The organism is Belliella alkalica (genome assembly GCF_022549785.1).
Taxonomy (GTDB): domain Bacteria; phylum Bacteroidota; class Bacteroidia; order Cytophagales; family Cyclobacteriaceae; genus Belliella; species Belliella alkalica.
Window position 1 is genome coordinate 1 of the sequence record NZ_JAKZGO010000006.1, and the last position, 22,800, is coordinate 22,800.

General features: G+C 37.1%; 17 protein-coding genes and 1 pseudogene. 4 read left to right on the forward strand and 14 right to left on the reverse strand.

Annotated elements, in window-relative coordinates; translation table 11 throughout:
- Positions 1-221: pseudogene (locus MM213_RS08590) on the forward strand (IS1634 family transposase); the annotation flags it as partial.
- Here MM213_RS08590 and MM213_RS08595 read toward each other — a convergent pair.
- The 14 genes from MM213_RS08595 to MM213_RS08660 form a co-directional block, all read right to left on the reverse strand.
- On the reverse strand, positions 218-511 hold the full coding sequence (locus tag MM213_RS08595) for a hypothetical protein (protein ID WP_241411387.1): 294 nt from the start codon (positions 509-511) through the stop codon (positions 218-220). The pseudogene MM213_RS08590 and the gene MM213_RS08595 overlap by 4 nt on opposite strands.
- Positions 512-969: 458 nt before the next feature.
- Complete coding sequence (locus tag MM213_RS08600; protein WP_241411389.1) at positions 970-1,905, reverse strand: hypothetical protein; 936 nt, start codon at positions 1,903-1,905, stop codon at positions 970-972.
- Positions 1,906-2,276: 371 nt separating this feature from the next.
- The gene (locus MM213_RS08605) at positions 2,277-3,056 is read right to left on the reverse strand and encodes a phenylalanine 4-monooxygenase (protein ID WP_241411391.1); all 780 of its coding nucleotides are present in this window, start codon (positions 3,054-3,056) and stop codon (positions 2,277-2,279) included.
- Between the two features lie 292 nt (positions 3,057-3,348).
- Positions 3,349-4,368: a 3-deoxy-7-phosphoheptulonate synthase gene (gene aroF, locus MM213_RS08610; RefSeq protein WP_241411393.1), complete on the reverse strand. Its 1,020-nt coding sequence runs from the start codon at positions 4,366-4,368 to the stop codon at positions 3,349-3,351.
- A 2-nt stretch (positions 4,369-4,370) separates the two neighbouring features.
- On the reverse strand, positions 4,371-5,144 hold the full coding sequence (gene trpA, locus MM213_RS08615; protein ID WP_241411395.1) for a tryptophan synthase subunit alpha: 774 nt from the start codon (positions 5,142-5,144) through the stop codon (positions 4,371-4,373).
- Between the two features lie 162 nt (positions 5,145-5,306).
- The gene (gene trpB / locus MM213_RS08620) at positions 5,307-6,485 is read right to left on the reverse strand and encodes a tryptophan synthase subunit beta (protein WP_241411397.1); all 1,179 of its coding nucleotides are present in this window, start codon (positions 6,483-6,485) and stop codon (positions 5,307-5,309) included.
- A gap of 391 nt (positions 6,486-6,876) precedes the next feature.
- On the reverse strand, positions 6,877-7,509 hold the full coding sequence (locus MM213_RS08625; protein WP_241411399.1) for a phosphoribosylanthranilate isomerase: 633 nt from the start codon (positions 7,507-7,509) through the stop codon (positions 6,877-6,879).
- Positions 7,506-8,330 carry an indole-3-glycerol phosphate synthase TrpC gene (gene trpC, locus MM213_RS08630; protein ID WP_241411401.1) on the reverse strand — a complete coding sequence of 275 codons (825 nt, stop codon included), beginning with the start codon at positions 8,328-8,330 and terminating at the stop codon, positions 7,506-7,508. Before trpC ends, MM213_RS08625 begins: the two co-directional genes overlap by 4 nt.
- Positions 8,331-8,340: 10 nt before the next feature.
- Positions 8,341-9,351: an anthranilate phosphoribosyltransferase gene (gene trpD, locus MM213_RS08635; RefSeq protein WP_241411403.1), complete on the reverse strand. Its 1,011-nt coding sequence runs from the start codon at positions 9,349-9,351 to the stop codon at positions 8,341-8,343.
- Between the two features lie 344 nt (positions 9,352-9,695).
- Positions 9,696-10,259 (reverse strand): anthranilate synthase component II, encoded by a 564-nt coding sequence (locus tag MM213_RS08640; protein WP_241411405.1) that lies wholly within the window; start codon positions 10,257-10,259, stop codon positions 9,696-9,698.
- Between the two features lie 236 nt (positions 10,260-10,495).
- Positions 10,496-10,879 carry a four helix bundle protein gene (locus tag MM213_RS08645; protein ID WP_241274729.1) on the reverse strand — a complete coding sequence of 128 codons (384 nt, stop codon included), beginning with the start codon at positions 10,877-10,879 and terminating at the stop codon, positions 10,496-10,498.
- A gap of 213 nt (positions 10,880-11,092) precedes the next feature.
- Complete coding sequence (locus MM213_RS08650) at positions 11,093-12,499, reverse strand: anthranilate synthase component I family protein (protein WP_241411406.1); 1,407 nt, start codon at positions 12,497-12,499, stop codon at positions 11,093-11,095.
- Between the two features lie 468 nt (positions 12,500-12,967).
- Positions 12,968-14,452 carry a RagB/SusD family nutrient uptake outer membrane protein gene (locus MM213_RS08655; RefSeq protein WP_241411408.1) on the reverse strand — a complete coding sequence of 495 codons (1,485 nt, stop codon included), beginning with the start codon at positions 14,450-14,452 and terminating at the stop codon, positions 12,968-12,970.
- Between the two features lie 35 nt (positions 14,453-14,487).
- The gene (locus MM213_RS08660) at positions 14,488-17,502 is read right to left on the reverse strand and encodes a SusC/RagA family TonB-linked outer membrane protein (protein WP_241411409.1); all 3,015 of its coding nucleotides are present in this window, start codon (positions 17,500-17,502) and stop codon (positions 14,488-14,490) included.
- 652 nt (positions 17,503-18,154) lie between these two features.
- Here MM213_RS08660 and MM213_RS08665 point away from each other — a divergent pair.
- From MM213_RS08665 to MM213_RS08675, 3 genes are all read left to right on the forward strand, one after another.
- Positions 18,155-19,342, forward strand: coding sequence for a proline dehydrogenase family protein (locus tag MM213_RS08665; RefSeq protein WP_241411793.1), 1,188 nt, complete (start codon positions 18,155-18,157; stop codon positions 19,340-19,342).
- Positions 19,343-19,407: 65 nt separating this feature from the next.
- Positions 19,408-21,126, forward strand: coding sequence for a lysine--tRNA ligase (lysS, locus tag MM213_RS08670; protein WP_241411411.1), 1,719 nt, complete (start codon positions 19,408-19,410; stop codon positions 21,124-21,126).
- A 304-nt stretch (positions 21,127-21,430) separates the two neighbouring features.
- Positions 21,431-22,645, forward strand: coding sequence for an arginine deiminase (locus MM213_RS08675; protein ID WP_241274736.1), 1,215 nt, complete (start codon positions 21,431-21,433; stop codon positions 22,643-22,645).
- Positions 22,646-22,800: the final 155 nt, after the last annotated feature.

The window sequence follows — 22,800 nt, forward strand, 5'->3', positions numbered from 1 at the left end:
CACACATCTGCATCTGCTTTGTGTCTTATGCAGTCTTTAAGGAGCTGGAACGACTGCTTAAAATCGCCAAAGCAGAGTTTTCTGCAACAAGTGCAATAGAGCTGACAAAGAACATGTATCAGATAAAAGTATTCCTGCCAGAATCAAAAACTTATACAACTATACCACTAAAACCCACAGAGCAACAACAGGAACTTATCTCTATTATCATGAAAATTTAGAGTGGGTGTCCCATCGCACAAAACAGGGGCAATTCGTCAGAATAATGGACCATTTCGACTATTACATTTGTAATTTTTTCGATGAGCATAGCTCTCTTATCATCCATCAGTTCCAAGCCTGATTTATGCAAACCTTTTTTTAGCTTTTCTCTTTTTGCTTCCGAGAGATCTTTGGTGAGTAATACTTCACCAAGTTCTACAGACTTATACTTTATGTTTAATTTCTCCAATTCTGACTTTACCATCAACTTACATCGGAGGCTTACCATATATTGAATAAATATTTTCATGAATATTTCTTGTTTATAATGAAGTAAGCATAAAATCTAAGTGATTTTATATGTCAGAATAAAAGATTCAGACAAAACATCTCACTCAATAAAAAAACTATGAACAAAACATTAAATCCCTAACAATTAGGCATTTTGATAAATGTAGTCAATTTAAATTCAAAAACTACTTTCCTTAAAATACTAGAAAGATAATTATGCCAATAACATTGTGTGTTTTAAATCCCATAAACAAAAAAATGGTATCAACATCTGTTAAAAAGCAAAAATACAATGAGCGTTTTCATTGATTAAGGTTTTATTAAATTTAAATTCATTTATAAATTCAAATCTTTAAGTGAAGCTGAAAATCTCCCATAATTAAAAATAAACTTTATAGTCTAAAAATCTTAAATCCATATAACCTAAAAATGCCCAAAATTTCTCTTGAGCATTTAATACTAATGAATTAAAAAAACTTACTCTTCAAAACTATATGTTTTAAATGCAATTCCGTCTAGCTTGTAAATAACTTCACCTTTATCTTTCACTAAGAGATTTAGCTTTCCACTGATCCTTTTTTCTCCTATTTCGGTGTATCGATTTTCAATAATTATTTTTCCACTGGTTTCAAAATCTTTCCATTCTTGATATGGTGGTCCAGATTGATTGGCGACCTTGGTACCGATAGCTTTCCTAAAATCAATTCTATCCAATTCTTGATCTTCACCAAATACAATTTCATCGATTGGAAAGTCCCACAAGTCACCTGATAGACTAAAGGTTATGCTATAACCATAACTTAAAAAATACTGATGCCTTTGGGATTGATCGTCATGGCTTTTTGAAGCTCCACTTGAAATGGTATATAAATTCAAGATATCTGAAGAATAGAATACCCCAGTTTCAGCAACTCCACAATCAGTATCCAGTACAGATTTAACATTCAATTCACCAGAAACATTCTTTTGAATAGTGTTGTCACGTTCAAAAAAAATAGTCCCAGAAAAATTAAAATATAAGGACCCAGTCTCTTTATTATATGAAAAATTTGAAATTTCAAATGTTGAAGTTGGATCAAAATTTGGGGTTAAAAATATATCAATATTTCGATTTGAACCTAATGGCAAAATCAACTCGTCATACCAGACTTTTCGTAAATCTCCATCATGGGTAAAATCAAACTTAAGATTAAACCTTATTTTGTTTTCATCTCGATAAGAAACGTTCACGAATAAATGTTCACAGTTCTCATTAGCAACAACATTGTTGTTGACAACATTAAAATCATCTCCATCGATTTTTAGAACTGCTTGATTTTCAATCACGGGCTCTAATTCATCCTTATCGGTACAAGCTAAAAATGTTACGAAAGAGCAAAAAACCAATAATTTATAAAATTTAATTTTAATCATTTTAATTTGTTTTATTTCTAATAAAATTTAGACCTATTATGAAAAATTTCATTTCTCAAATATAAAAATAAAAAGAAAATTATTAAATGTTTTTTAGTTAAATCATGATTCTTTTTAAAATTAAAAAGCCCAAAATTAAAAATTCTGGGCTTTTTCATGCTTTATTGTGAAAACCTTCGATGTTTTGCAATTTGAAAACATCCTTTCTAAATCTTAGTTCTTGATGCTAGGATTGTCACATCCTGAAATTAGTTGACAGTTTTTCTGTTTTTTTCTCTACATTACCGATAACCATTCTATGCCTCCCGATAAGGATGCCGAACAGGCTTTTCAGGGCACCCTATCACATTTCTCGCCTCTTTCTTTACTTCTCACTTCGCTTCTTCCGCCACCATTTCTTCCAGTACGGCTTCTATTTCAGGCAAAGATTGATAAAGCTGCTCGTAGCTCTCGATGATGAAGTATTTATCTTGGAATTTGTCTTTCCAATATGGGGTATTCATGATTTTTTTGACATCATATTCCAAATGTGCTGGTTCTTCGGAAAGACTATATTTTGTTTCTCCAGCTGAACTTAAGATGCCTGCACCATAGATTTTCACTTCACCATTTTCACGTATCAGACCAAATTCAATGGTAAACCAATAAATCCTAGACAATATTTCAATGGCCCATTTGTTTTCAATATGCTTAAGCGCCAATCCACTTAGATTTTCCAAGAAATCTACATATGGCTGATTTGTCAACATCGGCATATGGGCAAAGGCGTCATGGAACATGTCTGGCTCTTCCAAATAATCTAGTTGCTCCATTTTGCGAAGCCAGGTGGATGAACAGAATCTTTTGTTGTTCATCAGTCCGAAAAACAGATCATCATCTATCAATCCAGGAACTACCTGTATTTCCCAGCCAGTACTTTCTGCTAACCTTCTATTTACATCTTCAAAGTTAGCGATCTTATCTGCTGTAAAATTCACTTCTTTGATTCCTTCCAGATAAGCAACAGAAGCTGCTTTTGGGAGGTTGACAATCTGTCTTTCAAACAAGATTTTCCAGACTTCAAAGTCTTCTGCAGTGTAAGCTGCATAATCTTGTTTCATTTTTTGGAGCCTTGGATCTGTAAAGACCCAATCTTTCGGTTTACTCATCATTATATTTGGGTTATATTTTTTCGTTTTTTTAAGCACAGACCTTGTTGCTTTCATTCCTCCTACCAATATCCAAATTTAAGCATTTCATAAATTTCTTCAATCTGATTTAATTGAATGGGAAGAATAATCAACTTCCTATCATTATCACTTTTTCTACAAAAAGCCATTCAATTTCAATCAATTGAGCTATACTGATAACTGATAACTGATAACTGATAACCTAATAACTATTATTAAAACAGTACTTTATCAAATCTTTAAATCAGATAGACGAGACATTCAATCCATCTCTCTAAAGAAGTGCAAATGTCTTTCTCAAAGCAAAGGTTTTTCTGATTTGCTCTGCCAAAAGGGAGCTTTGGGCAAAATCCAATGTTTGCTGACCATCAGAATATGCTTTTTCGGGAATTTCGTGCGTTTCGTAGATAATTCCATCAGCTCCAGACATTACTCCAGAAAGAGCCATCTGTGGCACGTATGCCCTTATACCAATTCCATGTGAAGGATCTACGATCACAGGAAGATGGGATTTTGCTTTCAGAATAGGAACGGCATTCAAGTCCAAAGTGTTTCTGCTTGCTCTTTCATAAGTTCTGATTCCTCTTTCACAAAGTATCAATTTTTCATTTCCTCCTGAAAAAACATATTCTGCTGACTGCAATAATTCCTCAATTGTACCTGAAATACCTCTTTTGATCATTACCGCTTTATCCACTTTTCCAAGTTCATCAAGCAAGTTGAAATTTTGGGTGTTTCTCGCCCCTACTTGATAGATGTCCACATAAGGATACATTTCTTCAATTTGGGAAACCTGCATTACCTCTGTGACGATTTTGATTCCTGCTTCTTGGGCAAGATCATACCACAATTTCAATCCATCGATCCCCAAACCTCTAAACGCATAAGGGCTAGAACGTGGCTTAAATACACCTCCACGCATCATTTTGATGTTATTCTCTTTCAAATGAGCGATGACTTTTCTGATCTGATCCTCAGACTCTATCGAACAAGGCCCTGCAATAACAGCCATGTCACCATCTTTGATGAAAATGCCATTTCCCAAATCAATAGAGGTAGGCTTGGCTTTCCATTTTTTGGAAACCAGCTTGTACTCATCTGAAACAATGTGTATATCTTCTATCCCTTCTTTTTTCCCGATTCTTCTGATATCAAAATCTTTCTTCCCTATTCCCACCAAATAATCCCCCAATTGGGTTTTTACTTCTGTGATTTTATATCCTATTTGATTGACTTCAGCGATAAGGGAGTCCTTTTGGATGTCGGTGATGTCTTGTTTTAGTTGTATAATCATAACTATTGAATAACTGACTGAATGTATGATTTGATATCAGCATTTAGATTTTTGCTGTCTTTGACTACTTTGATAAATGCACTTCCGATAATAGCACCATTCCCGTATTTCGATGCTGTGGTGAATGTCTCTGCATCAGAAATTCCAAAACCAATCAATCTTGGATTTTTCAAGTTCATATCTTGAACACGTTTGAAATAGGAAATTTGTTCTTCTGAAATGCCTGTTTTAGCTCCGGTGATGCTGTGTGAGGAAACCATATATATAAACCCATTGGAATTTTCATCAATTTCGCGAATTCTAGATTCACTTGTTTGCGGAGAAATCAAAAAGGTATTGCTCAAGCCATACTGATCAAACATTTCCTTGAATTCATCCAAATATTGCTGCATTGGAAGATCCGGGAGAATCAAACCGTCCACTCCTACTTCCTTACATTTCTGCAAAAAAGCTTCCATACCATATTGGATTATTGGATTCAGATAACCCATCAAAACAACTGGAATACTTACTGTTTGACGCATGTCTTTGATTTGCTCAAAAAGTTTTTTCAAGCTCATACCATTTTCCAAGGCAATCATATTACTGTCCTGAATGGTCGGTCCATCAGCAATGGGATCAGAATAAGGCACTCCTATCTCTATGATGTCAGCACCTGCTTCTTCAATGGCTTGCATAGTTGGCAAAGTATCCTCCAAAGCTGGAAATCCAGCAGTGAAATAGATGGACAATGCCCGCTCTTTTTTATTTTGAAATAATGTATGTATTCGGTTCATTGGAATTCTAAGATTTTAAAATTAGTTGGAAAGTTTTAATGTTTGAAAGTTGATTGGAAGATTTCAAGATTGTAAGATTGGCAAAAGCGAAATAAAGATTATTGAGTTATTAATTGATATCATCCTTTATTCCTCCAACTTCATCCTTAAACCATTTCTCCTTCAATACCCTCCCCACTTGATATAGGTATCTAAGTCTTTATCTCCACGTCCAGAAAGGTTGATGACAATAATATCGTCTTTTTTGTACGTTATCATGTTCAAAGCATGAATGGCGTGGGCAGTTTCTATGGCTGGGATGATTCCTTCCATTCTACTTAGCTCGATTCCAGCCTTCATGGCATCTTCATCTTCTACTGCTACAAATTCTCCCCTTCCAATATCAAACAAGTGCGCATGAACCGGCCCTATCCCAGGATAATCCAAGCCTGCTGAGATGGAATGTGGTTCTATCACTTGGCCATCCTCTGTCTGCATCAAGAGTGTTTTGCTACCATGCAAAATCCCCGAAGTACCTAGCGCTGTAGTGGCTGCTGATTTACCAGAACTAATCCCCAAACCTGCTGCTTCTGCGGCAATGAGCCTAACTTCGGGCACATTATAGTAATGGTAAAATGCTCCTGCAGCATTACTTCCTCCACCTACACATGCGATGACGATATCTGGATTTTCTGTCCCTTCTTTTTCCAACAATTGCTTTTTGATCTCTTCGGATATCACAGATTGAAATCTGGCTACCATTTCCGGATATGGATGTGGTCCAACCACTGATCCGATAATGTAATGCGTATCCACCGGATTGTTGATCCATTGGCGCATTGCCTCGTTGGTTGCATCCTTGAGCGTCTGACTTCCAGAAGTCGCTGGTACTACTTTGGCACCGAGGATCTTCATTCTTTCCACATTGGGACGTTGTCTTTGGATATCCAATGCACCCATGTAAATCGTACAATCCATCCCCATCAAGGCACAAACTGTGGCCGTAGCTACACCATGCTGACCAGCACCTGTTTCAGCAATGATCCTTTTTTTGCCGAGTTTTTTGGCTAAGATGATTTGTCCAACGGTATTGTTGACTTTGTGTGCACCTGTATGGCATAAATCTTCTCTTTTGAAATAGATCTTTGCTCCATATTTTTCCGACATCCGCTTCGCAAAATAAAGCGGTGTAGGCCTGCCTACAAAATCCCTCAATAGAGATTGAAATTCTTCCTGAAATTCACTTGTAGCAACTATTTGCTCATAGTTGTCTCTCAACTCCTCAATGTTTGGATGCAACATCTCAGGGATATATGCTCCTCCAAACTTCCCATAAAATCCTTTTTCGTCAACTTTAATCATTTTTTTATAATTTATGATCGGTGTTATAATTTGCTATAATCGAATCATTATTTAACATCGGGTCATGACCCGATGTTAAGATCAAATGCCTCCCGATTTACGGGACAGGCATTTCAGGGCAATCCGGAATGTAATTTCTGTCTTGACTCTTGTATCCTCGATATTCACCGAGGCAAGCTTTTGTCAGGTCCTGAAAATACTTGACACTTTTTTTATACTTAACCTCTCGTTTTATAGGCAAGTCATTTCGACTAAAAGGAGAAATCTCATACTGAATTTCACACCCCTACTTCAATTTTAACTTTCCAGTTTCAAATAGGGACGAGACCTCTACTGTCGTCGAGGTGACTCGAATCTAGTATCTTATCTCTCGCATCTAGTCTCTCGTTTCTCAAACCACACTTGAAATTCTTTCCTTAAACTCCCTAATTTTCCCAATTTCCTTCAATGCTGGATCGATTTCGAATTTTGAATTGATATCCAGACCTAGGAGTTGAGGAATCTCTAATTTAAGCTTTTGTATATCGGGAATGTTTTCGATACTCAATCCTCCACTCAAAAGAAATGGCTTCTCGAAGGGATAATTTTTCAAAACCTCCCAATCAAATGTCTTTCCACTTCCTCCATACCCTTTGGTAAACGTATCAAACAGGAAATAATCAACAAAAGGAACAAATACTTCCAAGGTTTTCCAGTCGATATCATCTTTGATCGAAAATACTTTGAATATTTCCAGGCCTGTATCTTCTTTTACCAACTTGGTGAATTCTAGGGACTCTTCTCCATGAAGCTGTATGATCTGAATTCCAAAGTCTCTAATGGATGTTTTGATTTCATCCAAACTAGCATTGACAAATACACCAACTTTCTTAATTGGCAAATCAACAATGGAATCTGCTAAATTTTGCGGTACGAATCTTGGTGATTTGGGATAAAATATCAAACCCATCCAATCTGGATTGATTTGGGCTATCAACTCCCTGATATTCTCTTCAGACCGCATTCCACAAACTTTCAGCTTCATTTCTCTGTCGTTTGTCCCATTGCTGCACCCAACAATTCTCTGTATTCGTTCATGAAATTATAAGCTGCTTGATGTGGTCGGCTGGATTTCATGAAATTTTCACCTATCAAAAACCCTTCAAAACCCACTTGTTTCAAGCTAACCAAAGTATCTGGTCTTGAAATTCCACTTTCAGAAATCTTTACAAATTCATTTGGAATTCTATCTACTAGATCATAGGAAGTTTGTAATGAAACATCAAATGTCTTCAAGCTGCGATTGTTTACCCCTACAAGGTCAAGGTATTCATTGACTGACAGAGCAAGTTCTTCTCCATCATGCACTTCCATCAAAACTTCCAGACCAAGTGATTTCGCAAACTTTGCTAATTCTTTTAGTCTTGCAGGCTCCAAAGCTGCTGCAATCAGCAAGATGCAGTCAGCACCTATTGATTTAGCTTCTATGATTTGATATTCTTCAATGATGAAATCCTTTCTTAACAGTGGGCAAAAGTTGAATCTTCTGGCTGTAACCAAATCTTCATTTTTTCCCCCAAAGAATTCTTGATCTGTCAAAATAGACAAGGCCGAAGCTCCTGCTTGCATATACCCAATGCTTGTAGTCTCTACTGATGCACTCGGATTGATATCTCCTTTTGACGGAGATTTCCTTTTAAATTCAGCAATGATCCCCGTTTTTTCAGGATCGGAAATATAGTCTTTCATCGAAACTACAGCAGATTCAAAATAGATACTCTTTTCCAATAATTTTACAGGAACTATACTGCTTCTCTCTGCAACTTCTGTTTTTTTGAATGCAATTATCTTATCTAAAATATTCATGTTTAACTAATTAGGCAAATGAAATGAGTTTTTTGGGATTGACCAAAGCATTGAACTTTTCAAGTGCTTTTCCCGAGAGCAAGGATGCTGTGGCTTTTTCGACCGCATCGGCAAATGGTAAGGATACATCTGCTGTGTGTAATGCAGCTGCAGCATTCGCAATAACAACTGAGTTTTGGGCGTTTGTACCTTTTCCTTTCAGGATAGAATCAAATATTTCTGCAGATTCTAAGATGGTCTCTCCACCTCTTATACTTTCCGCTTCAAGGATTGGCAAATTGATATCAGCTGGACCGAAGAGTTTCTCACCTTCCTGAGAAATCATCTTGAAGTCCCCTGTAAGGGAAATTTCATCATATCCGTCTAATGCGTGAAGAATACTGAAACTTCCTTCCTGATTTTGATAAAGATATGCATAAAGCCTCGCCAATTCTAAACTAAATACTCCAACTAATTGCTTTTTTGGGAAACTTGGGTTTACCATTGGCCCGAGCATGTTGAAAAATGTTTTGACACCTAGATCTTTTCTAATTGGTCCTACATTTTTCATTGCAGGGTGAAAAAGCGGTGCGTGAAGGAAGCAAATCCCAGCTTCATCTAGGCTTTTCTTGATTTTATCGACATCATTGGTAAATTCATAACCGAAGCTTTGAAGCAGATTTGATGATCCACAAATGGAAGATACGCCGGTATTTCCATGTTTGGCGACATTCTGCCCAGCTCCTGCTACAATAAATGAAGCCAAAGTGGAAATGTTGAAAGTATCTTTCCCATCTCCTCCTGTTCCGCAAAGATCCATGGCATCGTACTCGGCTATTTCTACCGGAACGCATTGGTCTAGCATCGCTTCCCTAAAACCACCAAGTTCATCCACAGTTACGGATCGCATCATATAAACTGTCAAAAATGCTGCTATCTGGCTTTGGTTGTATTCACCGGAAGTGATTTTTAACAGAACTTCTTTTGCCTGTTCTTTACTCAATGTCCGATGCTCTATTAAGTGGTTAAGTATTTCTTTCATTTTTATATAGTTAGAAGGTTTTAGGAATTGGAAGAATTTAAAGTTGGAAGAACTTGTCATCCGTGGAGGATTTGTCAGGTACTGAAATTAGTTGACACTTTTTTTTATTTTTCTTTATTCTCTTCAGTTATTCAATTGCCCCGCCAGAGCAAAAGTGAATCAGACATTTACCATTGCATTGGGTTTCAACCCAATGTTTGTGTCAAGTGCCTCCCGAAATTATCGGAACTGGCTCTTCAGGGCAAGATACCTTTGTCTCAAATCTCATGTTTCATGTCTGATTTCTAATGTCTCATGTCTCAATTATCACATCTTAATTCAAGCATCTAATCTCTCGCTTCTCCTCAACCTAGCCAATTCTTCATCATTGCTACCCCATGTTCTGTAAGAACAGATTCTGGATGGAATTGTAGCCCTTTAACATTGTATTTTTTATGTCTTACAGCCATGATTTGATTGTCAGGTGTACGTGCGATCACATCAAGTTCAGGACTCAGAGTCTGTTCATCTATCACCCAAGAATGATACCTGCCAATATTGAATTTCTTTGGCAGATCCTTGAATAATGGATCATTTTCTACAGAAACTTCCGAAGCCAAGCCATGAACCACTTCAGATAAGTTGATCAAGCCTCCACCAAAAGCTTCGCCAATAGCCTGATGTCCTAGGCAAACTCCAAGAATATCTTTATAACTCGCATATTTCTTAATTAATTCGGGCATAATTCCCGCTTCAGAAGGAATTCCAGGACCAGGAGAGAGCAGGATTTTATCATATTTCTCAATCTCCTCCACACTGATTTTATCATTACGGAATATATCCATCTGATCACCAAAACCAAGTTCACGGATGATATACACCAAGTTATAAGTAAACGAATCGTAATTATCAAGGACAAGTATTTTCATATAGTTAGAGTTTTGAGAGGGTGATAGAGTTGGAAAGTTGGAAGGTTATAAGGTTCTAAGGTTAGGCTCTGAGATTGATTATTTTGATTGCAATTATTTATGATATCAATTCTAAGTTATTTTAGTTTCTTAAGATTTGATTAGGGTTGGAAGGTTTTAAGGTTAGGCTCTTAGGTTGATTATTTTGATTACAAATATTTATGATATTAGTGCTAAGCAATTAAAGTGTTTTTCTATTATTTGTTATTCTTTTGATTGTATGTATTGAGGTAATTTATGAATGATTTTATTTTACTAGAAAGGGTGAACAAATCCATTTTTAGTTTTTCATAATCTTGATTGTTTACTCTACCCGCTGCAACCAAGATTGCAAGTTGGCTTCTAACTTCTCCAGCTGATCCTTTTGCATAGTGTAGGTATTTGACAAACACTTTATTATTGTTGTATTCAAATCCTTCAGCAATATTGTTTGAAATTGAAATCGCCGCTCCAATAATTTGATCTCTTGACTTATAATCATTCCTTAATGGACTTAAATCAGCCAATCTATATATTTCAACTGCAATTCTTACAGCTTCCTTCCATATTTCCAAATCTTCAAATGCCGAAACCTTTGCCATATCATTTCAATTCAAATCGTATTGCAAACTAATTATACTATTACCCAATATTTTCAATTTTATAACTTTTCTTTTTTTTAACGAACCAACAACATTAGATCTCTCTAGCTCACAATTCAATGATTCCCAACAACCTTACAACTTTCAAACGTTTCAACCTTTAAATTTGCTTCAATCTTACAATCCGCCACGGCGGACAAGATCTTACAATCCCTAAATAGTCTCCGCGGCTTTTAGAGCGACTCGGAGGGCTTCGAGTTTGTTGGTGACTTCTTGGAGCTCGGAGGCAATGGATGATTTGGCTACAACGCCTGCTCCTGCTTGGAATCGGAGTTGGTTGTTTTCTGATACAAAGGATCTGATCAATATCGCATGGTTGAAATCCCCATTGAAACCTAGAAACCCAATGGCTCCGCCATAGAATTTTCGGGATGTATTTTCCAATTCATCTATCAATTCCATTGCCCTGTACTTTGGTGCACCTGAGAGTGTTCCTGCCGGAAAGGTATCCGCTACAAGCTGTAATGGATTGGCATCTTTTGGCAATTGCCCTGTCACCTTGGAAACTAAGTGAATCACATGGGAATAATATTGAATTTCTTTGAACACTTCAACTTTTACTTTTACAGAAGATCTGCTCAAATCATTTCTTGCCAAATCGACCAACATCACATGCTCTGAATTTTCTTTGGGATCATCATATAGCTTGAGCGCCAATTCTGCGTCTGCTTGATCATTACCCGTTCTTTTGAAAGTTCCAGCAATTGGGAAAATGGTGGCTACATTATTTTTGACTACTATCTGTGCTTCTGGTGATGACCCGAATACTTTGTAGGATCCATAATCAAAATAGAATAAATATGGTGATGGATTTACTGAGCGTAGTGCTCGGTAAACGTTGAATTCATCTCCTTTGAATTTGGTGGTATAATTTCTGGAAATTACGATTTGAAAAACGTCACCCCTAAAACAATGCTCTTGACCTTTCTTCAAAATATCCAAGAACTCAGAGTCTGTATAATTTGATACTTCTTCACCTTCCAACTTAAATGAATATGAAGGAATGTTTTTATTGTTGAGGATTGTCTCAAGTTGGGAGATATTATCGGGTTTTTCTGCTCCTTCCACCTGATGCTCCAAAATATGCATTTCGTTTTTAAAATGATCCACTACGATCACATTTTGATAAACAGCATAATGCATCATCGGGATTTTTGACTCTTTGGTATTTTTGAGATCAATATCTTCAAACCTGGAAACAGTATCGTACTGCATATATCCAAAAAGTCCATTGGTAATAAATTTCAGGTTAAGAGATTTTTCTTCAAATCTAGCCGAAAAAGCCCTCAACGCATCAATAAGCTTCTTCCCATCAGACAAAGTATAACTTGAGCTGTTTCCCAAAGGAAGCTCTTCTTTGATTACAGTACCATCAAAAGAAAACGACGCCAAAGGATTGAAACAAATGTAAGAGTAGCTATTTTCCTGACCATGATAATCCGAACTTTCCAACAAAATGGGATTGGCAAACCTATCCCTGATTTGTAGGTAGATACTCACAGGTGTAATGGTGTCAGCCAAAAGCTTTTTGTACTGGGTATTCAGTTTGATTTTTGTCATTACCTGTAATTTTTTGGTGATTTTTTTGCATAAAAAAAGGCTTACTGGGAGAAACCAGCAAGCCTAAATATCTATTAACAAGCGTTACATTTTAGACAATAGCGTTAGGTTCTTCCCCTTGAAAAGAAGTCAAATGCCACCACCAATATTTTGCTTGTATTGTTTTCATTATTTTAACTTGCGACAAATATATAAATGCATTTCTTTTTACAAAAATTAAATCATAAAAATAAAAAGAATTATAGGTTATTCGTCAATATAACTTGTATTATCAGCAAAACCACAGAATAAATCACTTGAAACCATAGCATATCTTGAACTCAGAAGATGAAATTTAAAGTAAAATTCATGCTACTCTTTTATCTGATGTTAAGGATACTATTTCAAAAGCACGAACTATCTCTGTTTCTCTCAAAAAGAAGTATGGCTTTGTTTAAACCCCACTTAGTTTTTCAGTATCTCGATTAACTAATAACCTGGATTTTGATCTGTTGTTGGGTCTAGTCCTTTATTCAGATTTAGCTCCTCAAAAGGAATAGGCCATAAATAATGCTTTTCTGCAATAGTCCTGCCCTTTCCTTCCTGAATTACTGAAGCCGCTTTTCCTGTTCTTTTTAAGTCAAGCCAACGCTTTCCTTCAAACTGGAATTCATATGCTCTTTCCGTCAAGATCAAATCCAAAAAAGATTCCGAATCATAATCAGCTAATTGAAAATCAATATCTGAAGCAACATTTGGATCCAAACCGTAAGCTCTTCTTTGCACTTGATTCAATGCATCTAGAGCCTCTTCTGTAGGAGAATTTGCAGCTCTGCTTGAAGCTTCTGCAAACATCAAAAGCACATCTGAATATCTGTAAATCGGAAGATCATTGCCAGCACCTCGATTAGATATTGCTTGATTATCGATGAATTTTCCGGTCACCAAAGTATTGGGTCCCATCCCAAAATCTACTGGAATCCATAATGCTTTTCTTAAATCACCATCTTGCCAATTCGCATAAAAAGGATCTGTGGACAAAGCATAATGTGCAAATGCACCTCCAAAATTATAAAGGTTAGTACTTGGATGATTGACTATCCACAGAAGCCAATTTCCTTGAGCTACTTCCCTAGCATATTTTAGGTGAAATATTTCCTCTGTAGTAGTAGTCAAGTCAGGACCAAAAAGATTGACTTGAAAATCCCTTACTGATGTCACTCTCACTAGAGAATGTCTTTCACTGTTGATAACTTCCGCGGCTTTTGTCCTTGCTTCATCGAAACGATTTAAGGTAAGATAGACATGTGCCAAAAGTGTCTTTGCTGCATTTTGTGTAGGTCTTCCTATTTGCTGTTGCACCTCAGGAAGCTTTTGCTCAGCATCTGTCAAATCACTAATTATCAATTCAAAAATCTCCTCTTCCGAACTCTTGGACAAATCCAGCTGATCAAGGTTTGTTTCCATACGCATTGGCACTCCACCCCAATTTCTGACCAAATCAAAATACGCTAATGCCCTAAGGAATTTCGCTTCACCAATATTTCTGGCAAGCGCTTCTTCAGAAATGGAACTTCCTTCGGGAGCGTACCTAAGAACAAGGTTTGCATTTCTGATGCTCAAGTAATAGGCATTCCACCTGACTGTAGTGGCATTGATATTTCCTGCATTGAATCCTTCAAAGTCATTATATTGTGCTCGACTCCCTCGGCCATATCCCCAATCAGTGTGTGTATCCAAGATAGCAAACTGCTCTGCCATTTCCATTCTCAAAGGTGAATAGATGGCATTTACAGCACTTCGGACTTCTTCTTCTGTATTGTAAAAGTTTTCTGCTGCTATAGTTCTTGGATTTTCTTCCAAAAGATCTTCACAGGATGAAGCCAAGAACATAAAGGGAATTAACACCATCCAAGTTCTAAACTGAAGTCTGTTGATGTCTTTATTTTTTGAGTATATATTTGATGATTTCATTTTCTTCGATTAATGTTGACTGGAAAGAAACTGGTTTAAAAACCCAATTTGACACCTACTGTTAATACTTTTGGGACCGGATAGCTATAATGATCTATTCCAGCTTGTGTGTCAGCACCCCGGGAATTGACTTCAGGATCCCACCATGAATATTTTGTGAATGTCAGCAGATTTTGTCCACTTACATAAAGTTGGGCTTGACTTACAGCTCTCCAACCACAATTTTGTATTGGGAAATTATATGCCAATTGAATATTCCGCAATCTCAAATATGATCCATCTTCTACAAATCGATCTGAAATTCTAACTGAATTTGTCCTGCTTATGATTGGGTACTTTGCATTTGGATTTTGTGGCGACCAGTTGTCAAGCAAAACTTCCCTAGGCATATTAAGCCCTTGACCATAATCCATGGTACTTGGGATAGCACTGATATTGAATATGTCATTTCCATAAGCTCCCTGAAAGAAAATATTCAAGTCAAAGTTTTTGAAGGACATGTTGGAATTCAATCCATAGAAGAAATCTGGATTGGGGTCTCCTATAAAAGTCTTGTCATTTTCTGTAATGACACCATCACCATCCAAATCCCTGAATTGAATCCTACCTTGTTCATTGTACCCATCTTCTTGAAACCCCCAAAATTGTCCTATTGGCCTTCCTTCTTGAAGGATACTGATATTGTCAGCAACCACCAAAACATTTACAAAAGCTCCTAAGATGGATTCACCATTGTTTAGTGCAATGACTTTATTTCTATTAAAAGTAATATTGCCATTGATATTCCATTTGAAATTCCCATTTAAAACTGCCGCATCTACTCCCAATTCCAAACCTTTATTTTGCACTTCGCCTACATTTTGGATTGTTGTGGTAAATCCCGAAGAGCTCGGCAAAGTCACTGTGTTTAGGAGATCTGTGGTGTTTTTGATATAATAATCAGCTGTCAAAAAGACCCTGTTATTCAACAAACCAAAGTCCAATCCAAAATTGTATTGCTCTGTAGTTTCCCATCTGAGATTTCCTGGCAAAGTTGTACTTGGTGAAAGTGTTGTGAAAAGTTCATTTCCGAAAACAGTATTTCCTGGAAAAAGTCTGTTGAGTGTGGCATATGGTGAAATAGCTTGATTCCCTGTTTTTCCCCAACTTGCTCTAAGTTTCAAGTCCGAAAGGGCTGAATTATCACGAAGAAATCCTTCCTCTGAAATTCTCCATGCTATAGCTCCAGATGGGAAAAATCCCCATTTATTGCCTGGACTGTATCTTGAGGAGCCATCTGCACGAAAACTCGCAGTCAAGAGTAATTTATTATCAAAACTGTAATTGACTCGACCTAGATAAGATAGTAAAACAGATTTTGCATAGCCCGATGAAGGGATCCCTGGAGTCTCTGCAGCTCCCAAATTGCTACTTCCAAAGCTATCACTAAGAAAACCCACACCATTTGCTGCTAGAAAAGTTGTCGTGAAATCCTGATATGTAAATCCAATCAATGCATCAAGTTGATGTCTATCAGCAAAGGTTTTGTTGTAATTTATTGTGTTTTCACTAAGTAAACTTGTGAATTGTGAAGTGCTGACAGAAGCTACTCCTGGAGAGTTGAAAAAATTTCGAGTTTGATAATTGTCAGTTCTGTCATCTCTGTTTTCGATTCCTCCTGAAATCCTGATTGTCAATTCAGGAATAGGATTATAAACAAATGCTGCATTTGATAAAATTACATTTGCCCTAACTGTATTTGTTTGTTCATTGATAAAATTAAGTGGATTGATAATATCTGGTGCCATAAATGGGTATTCATTAGCCAATACAGTGTAAGAACCATCTTCATTGAAAGGCCTTGATATTGGTGCTGCAGAAATCGCCGCTCCGATCATTGAGCTACCTCGAGTTCCACCTCCACTATCCCTTCTATCTGTTTTCAGTCGGGTCAAAATGTTTGACATTTCCAACTTCATTTTGCTATTGACGGTATGGCTGATATTGAATTTGAGCGAATATCTGTTATAATCACTTCCCCTAATTATACCTTCTTGGCCCAAATGACTCCCACCGATTGCATAGGTTGTTTTATCATTTCCACCTGTAAAATTCAGCGAGGTAGTTCTGATTGGTGCACTTTGAAAAATCAAATCCTGCCAATCAAAACCTTGTCCAAAGCCTTGTATCTGTTCGGGTGTAAAATATGGGGCTTGACCATCATTCTCTGCTTGTAGATTTTGTAATGTGGCATATTCTGACCCATTCATCAAGTCAAGTTTATTTCTCAAAGATTGCACACCATAGTTTGATTCAAACTCAACGGTTGACTGTCCTGCCCTACCTTTTTTTGTAGTGATCAAAACTACACCATTAGCACCCCTCGAACCATAAATGGCCGTAGCAGAAGCATCTTTTAGCACCTCAATACTCGCTATATCTGCATTGTTTAGATTGGTAGGATTTCCAGAAAAAGGAAAACCATCAATTACATACAAAGGGTCATTACCACCTTGAATCGAATTAGTCCCTCTGATTCTAACATTGATAGTTCCACCTGGAGCACCATTATTTTGAATTATTTGAACACCGGCTGATCTACCGGAAAGTGCTTGCAAAACATTGGAGGTTGGAAAAGCATTGACCTCTTCAGGACTGACACGGGAAACTGACCCAGTCAAATCACTTCTTTTTGTCGTTCCATACCCCACCACCAGAACTTCATCCAACCCAACCAAATCTTCTTCCATTACCACATTGATGATCGTCCGATTTCCAACGGCAATTTCTTGCGTTTTGTACCCGACTGAAGAGAACCTCAATATGCTATTTTCTTCAGGAACCTCAAGTGAGTAAGCTCCGTCCAAATCGGTGACTGTTCCCAAATTGGTGTTTTTGAGAACCACTGTAATCCCTGGAGCTGCAACCCCATCTGAAGTTGTGACAGTACCTGAAACCTCTATTGGATCCTCTGTAATTATAAATGCAGACGCATTATTCGGAAATGAGAACAAAATAAAAATTGCCAAAAGCAAATTTATAGGTGTCTTTTTAAAGTTAAACTTGCTCATGGTAATTTTTTCTTCGATAAAATTTCTATTTAATTTACAAGACCCCATTTTGAGTTTTAATTCTACATATTGAGGCATTTATACACAAAACACATTTCAACAATTCTCCAAATGATCAAAAATCATAGAAAAGAGTCGGTTTTTGAGTGGTCAACTGGTGAGTAAAGAAAATTGTCAAGAATCATGCACCAAAAACAAGCCTATGTTTTTTTTTAGTTTGAAAAATAGAACACTTGCAATTCCATGAATTAAAAAATATGATTTTACACTTCTTTGAAAGTGTTTGTGTAAACAAACCATGATATTGTCAACAACCTTCATTTTTCAACAATAAACGGTAATAAAATTACCTTGCTTGAGAAACTTATTTTTAGCGAATAGCTAAGCAGCGTAGATACATGATGAAAAATATTATGACTATCCGTTTTCTTGCACGTAGCCAAACAATAGATTGTCAGATGAACGATTTGTGGCCCTCTTGACTGTGGGCTGTTGTATGCTGACGAGTATCCGCAACTTAAAAAGTAATTTTTTACCCAAAGTGCAACATTGCAGATACTCATAAAAAATCTTTAAACTATCACTTCAGATGCCATATATGGTTTGGAAGGCTTTGATTGATAGCGTATATTTGCACCTCGATTTACAGAATATGCCCATAAAAACGAAAATTTCTTTGGAAAATCTAGAAGTAGCTTTTGCTTCTAAATCCAATACCGAGTTGCGGAAAATGTATCTCATTTTCGCTACCATGAACAACAATACTGCCGTAAAATTGGGCATCAAAATGGCGAATTTGGCTTTCGCAATCAATTTCCCAATCAAAGGATTGATGAAAAAAACCATGTTTGGACATTTTTGCGGAGGGGAAAGTATAGAAGATTGCCAGAAAACAGTGGATGAATTGGCTGCTTTCAATATTGGGACAATCTTGGATTACTCAGTAGAAGGAAAAGGAAATGAAGCCAGTTATGAAGCTACCAAAAACGAGATTCTAAGAACAATAGAACGCTCAGCAGGTGACGAAAATATTCCATTTGCTGTATTCAAAGTGACTGGTCTTGGCAGTTATGAAATCATGACCAAAGTTCAGGAAGGAAAAACTTTGAATAGCAAGGAAGAAATTGCATTTGAAAACTTGAAAAAAAGAGTTGACGAGCTATGCAATGCAGCCTACAAGGCCAAAACAAAAATCCTAGTGGATGCCGAAGAGTCTTGGTTTCAGGATGTGATTGATGATTTGGCATATGCTGCTATGGAAAAATACAATATGGAAGATTGTATTGTTTACAATACATACCAAATGTATCGCCATGATATGCTCGAAAGACTAAAAGCTGCAAAAGCAGTCGCAGCTCACAAAGGGTATAAATTTGGAGCTAAACTTGTCCGTGGCGCATATATGGAAAAAGAAAGGGAACGAGCTAAAAGCAAGGGCTACAAAAGCCCAATCCAACCGGACAAAGCTTCATCGGACAGAGATTTTGATGCTGCACTAAAATTTTGCGTAGAAAACAATGGGCACGTAAGTCTTGTAGCAGGATCGCATAATGAAAAAAGCAATTTGCTTTTGACTAAATTGGTTGAAGAGGCCAACATAAATCCAAATGATAAAAGTGTGTATTTCGCACAACTCTACGGAATGAGTGATAACATTTCCTTCAACCTGGCCAATGCAGGATTCAACGTAGTCAAATATGTCCCGTATGGCCCAGTAGAAAAAGTCATGCCTTATCTTGGCAGAAGAGCCGAGGAAAACACTTCTGTTTCAGGACAAAGTTCCAGGGAATTTGATCTGATCAAAAAAGAAATAGCCAGAAGGAGAAGTGTAAATAATTAATATTCAAAAAAAAAAACAGGAGTCAGGCAATAGTGAACCAACTCCACATCTCAAATCTATACAAAATGCAATTGTTAAGCGAACAAGAAATAGAAAGAAGGAAAGACAGGGAAGAATTGATGAAACTGGGGATCAATCCATATCCAGCGGAGTCATTTCAGATCAATGTGACGGCAGCAGATATTCATAAAAACTACGAAAACAATAAAACTGACTACAAAGATATCACCATAGCTGGTAGATTGATGAGTAGAAGGATCATGGGTTCTGCTTCTTTTGCAGAAATACAAGATGCCACAGGAAGACTTCAAATATACGTTAGAAGAGATGACATCTGTCCTGAGGAAGATAAAACTTTATACAACACAGTATTCAAGAAACTTCTGGGTATTGGAGATTTTATTGGTGTCAAAGGTTACATTTTCACAACACAGACAGGTGAAATTTCATTTCATGTAACTGATCTAAAGGTACTTTCGAAAGCAGTGAAGCCGCTTCCAGTTGTAAAAAGAGATGAAGATGGCAATGTATATGATGGATTTACGGATCCGGAAATGAGATACAGACAGCGCTATGTGGATTTGACTGTAAACCCAGATGTAAAGAAAGTTTTTGTCACCAGAACAAAAATCATCTCCAATATGAGAAGGTTTTTTGATGACAACGGTTGGTTAGAAGTAGAGACTCCAATCTTACAGGCAGTTCATGGCGGAGCAGCAGCCCGTCCATTCAACACCCACCACAATACTTTGGATATGCCATTGTACCTTCGAATTGCCAACGAACTATATCTAAAAAGATTGATCGTAGGTGGATTTGATGGAGTGTATGAGTTTGGGAAAATGTTCAGAAATGAAGGAATGGATCGTACACACAATCCTGAATTCACTTCCATGGAAATCTATGTAGCCTATAAAGACTACATCTGGATGATGGAAATGGTAGAGCAACTCCTTGAAAAAATAACACATTCGATCCACGGAACTACTGAAGTAACTGTTGGCGAAAATCAAATTGATTTTGCGGGACCTTATAGAAGGATCAGTATGTATGATTCTATCTTGGAATATACAGGCATCAATGTGAGCGAGATGGACGAAAATGGACTTAGAGAAGTCTGTAAAAACCTCGGTATCGAAACTGACGCCAGCATGGGCAAAGGAAAACTTATCGATGAGATCTTTGGGGCAAAAGTTGAGGATAATCTTATCCAACCTACTTACATCACAGATTACCCGATTGAAATGACTCCCTTGGCCAAAAAACATAGAAGCAAAGAAGGCATGGTTGAGCGATTTGAGTTGTTTGTCAATGGAAAAGAAATTGCAAATGCTTATTCAGAGCTGAACGATCCGATTGACCAAAGAGAACGATTTGAGGAGCAGCTGAAATTGGCAGCAAGAGGTGATGATGAAGCCATGGCGATGGATGAAGATTTCTTGAGAGCATTGGAATATGGCATGCCTCCTACTTCAGGACTTGGAATTGGTATCGATAGGCTCACCATGATGCTGACCAACAAGACGACTATCCAAGAAGTCCTTTTCTTCCCTCAGATGCGTCCTGAGAAAAAAGTAAAAATCGCAACAGATGAAGATTTCATGGCTTTGGGAATTCCACAGGGATTGATCCCAGCCTTGAGAGACCTCAACATTCATACATTGGAACAACTGAAAGAGCAAGATGCCAACAAACTTTTCAATGATGTCTGCGGAAGAAGGAAAAAGCTTAAGCTTGATGCTTCCAACCCTACCAAAGAAGAAGTAGAAAGTTGGTTAGAATAGGTTGATTTTGATTTTAGAGTTTAAAATTAAGATTTTTGATTAGGCCGGATCGGGAGATTCGGCCTTTTTTTTTATTGGGTGCTCTATCATACAATTATGATGACTTGGGAATTTCTGACAAATTCATAATATTTATCGATTATCCTTGAGTATCTTATTTTGGGAAAGATTAGCTTATTTTTTTCTAGAAACAATTTCTATCACACAAATAAATCAATGAGTATTTTTTCATATTTGACAATATTTTAAACCAAATTTTAAATTTTTTACATTATTTTTAAGAAAATTAGTAAAAAATCAAACCATGAACCTACGACTTAACTCTGAATTTGGAACCTTAAAGGCTGTATTGATGCATAGACCTGGAAAAGAAATTGACCGGTTGACACCATACAATAAAGATTTTCTTTTATTTGAAGATGTTCCATATTTGGATGCAATGCAAAAAGAACATGATTTTTTCACAGACTTGATCAAACAAACCACTGGCGCACAGGTATTTCGGCTTCACGAGTTGTTGATCCAAGTCCTTTCGGATGAAAAACTTCTCTTCAAACTCATGCGTCAAGCCCTTACAAAATCAGGAATGACACACCTGACTGAACATATTATGGGTAGATTGTCCACCGCCGAATGCGCTACTGCACTCACAGCCGGTGTAAAAGTCCATGAATTGAAAAGAAAAATCCCAAACCTAGCTTCAGGAGAACTGATGGACTATGCATTTGTAATCCCTCCAAGCCCAAACTTGTATTTTCAAAGAGATCCTATGGCAGTCACACCGGGGGGAATTATTTTCTCCAGTATGAAAATGGACGGAAGACAAAGAGAAGCTGATTTGTTGAAAAGCATTTTTGAAAATCATCCTGATTTCAAGGAAAATGTCAACCAACTGTACCCTATCAATGGTCATGACAATCCACCAAGTATAGAAGGTGGAGATGTGATCGTCTTATCCAAAAAAGCAGTTGCAATCGGGAATTCGGAGCGAACTGATGAAAAAGCCATCTATCATGTCGCCAAAGCACTTCTGGCAGAAGGAACTGTGGAGAGAGTCTATGAAGTCCATCTTCCCCAAAAGAGAAATTACATGCACTTGGATACTGTTTTTACAATTTTGGATGAAAACCTTGTACTTACTTATCCTGATGCTCTCAATGCTGTATTGCAAACATCCTTATACACCCTCAAAGAGATAAAAGACGATAAGGTAAACATCAAAAGAGAGGTTCTCAATGAATCATTGTTGACAGTACTGGAAAAAGAAATCCCATATCTAGAAATCCTTCACACAGCTGATGGTAATCCAGACTATGCTATGCGTGAACAATGGTTTGATGGTGCCAATGTGTTTGCAATCGGCCCAAGAAGAGTTATTTCCTACAACAGAAACAAGCACACCAACCAAGCGCTCAGAAATCTAGGTGTAGAAGTCCTTGAAATCCCTTCTTCTGAACTTTCGAGAGGACTTGGAGGCCCAAGATGTATGACTATGCCACTCAGTAGGTCGAAGATTTAAGATTGGAAGATTGTGTTGTAATGTTAGAAAGTTGAAAAGTTGAAAGGTTCTGAGAGCTTGTCGCTGTGGCGGATTGGTTTACGCATAAAAAGCCATCCGGTATTTCTTGGTACTTGGTACATTATACTTTTTACAGAATAAGTAGATTTAGGATT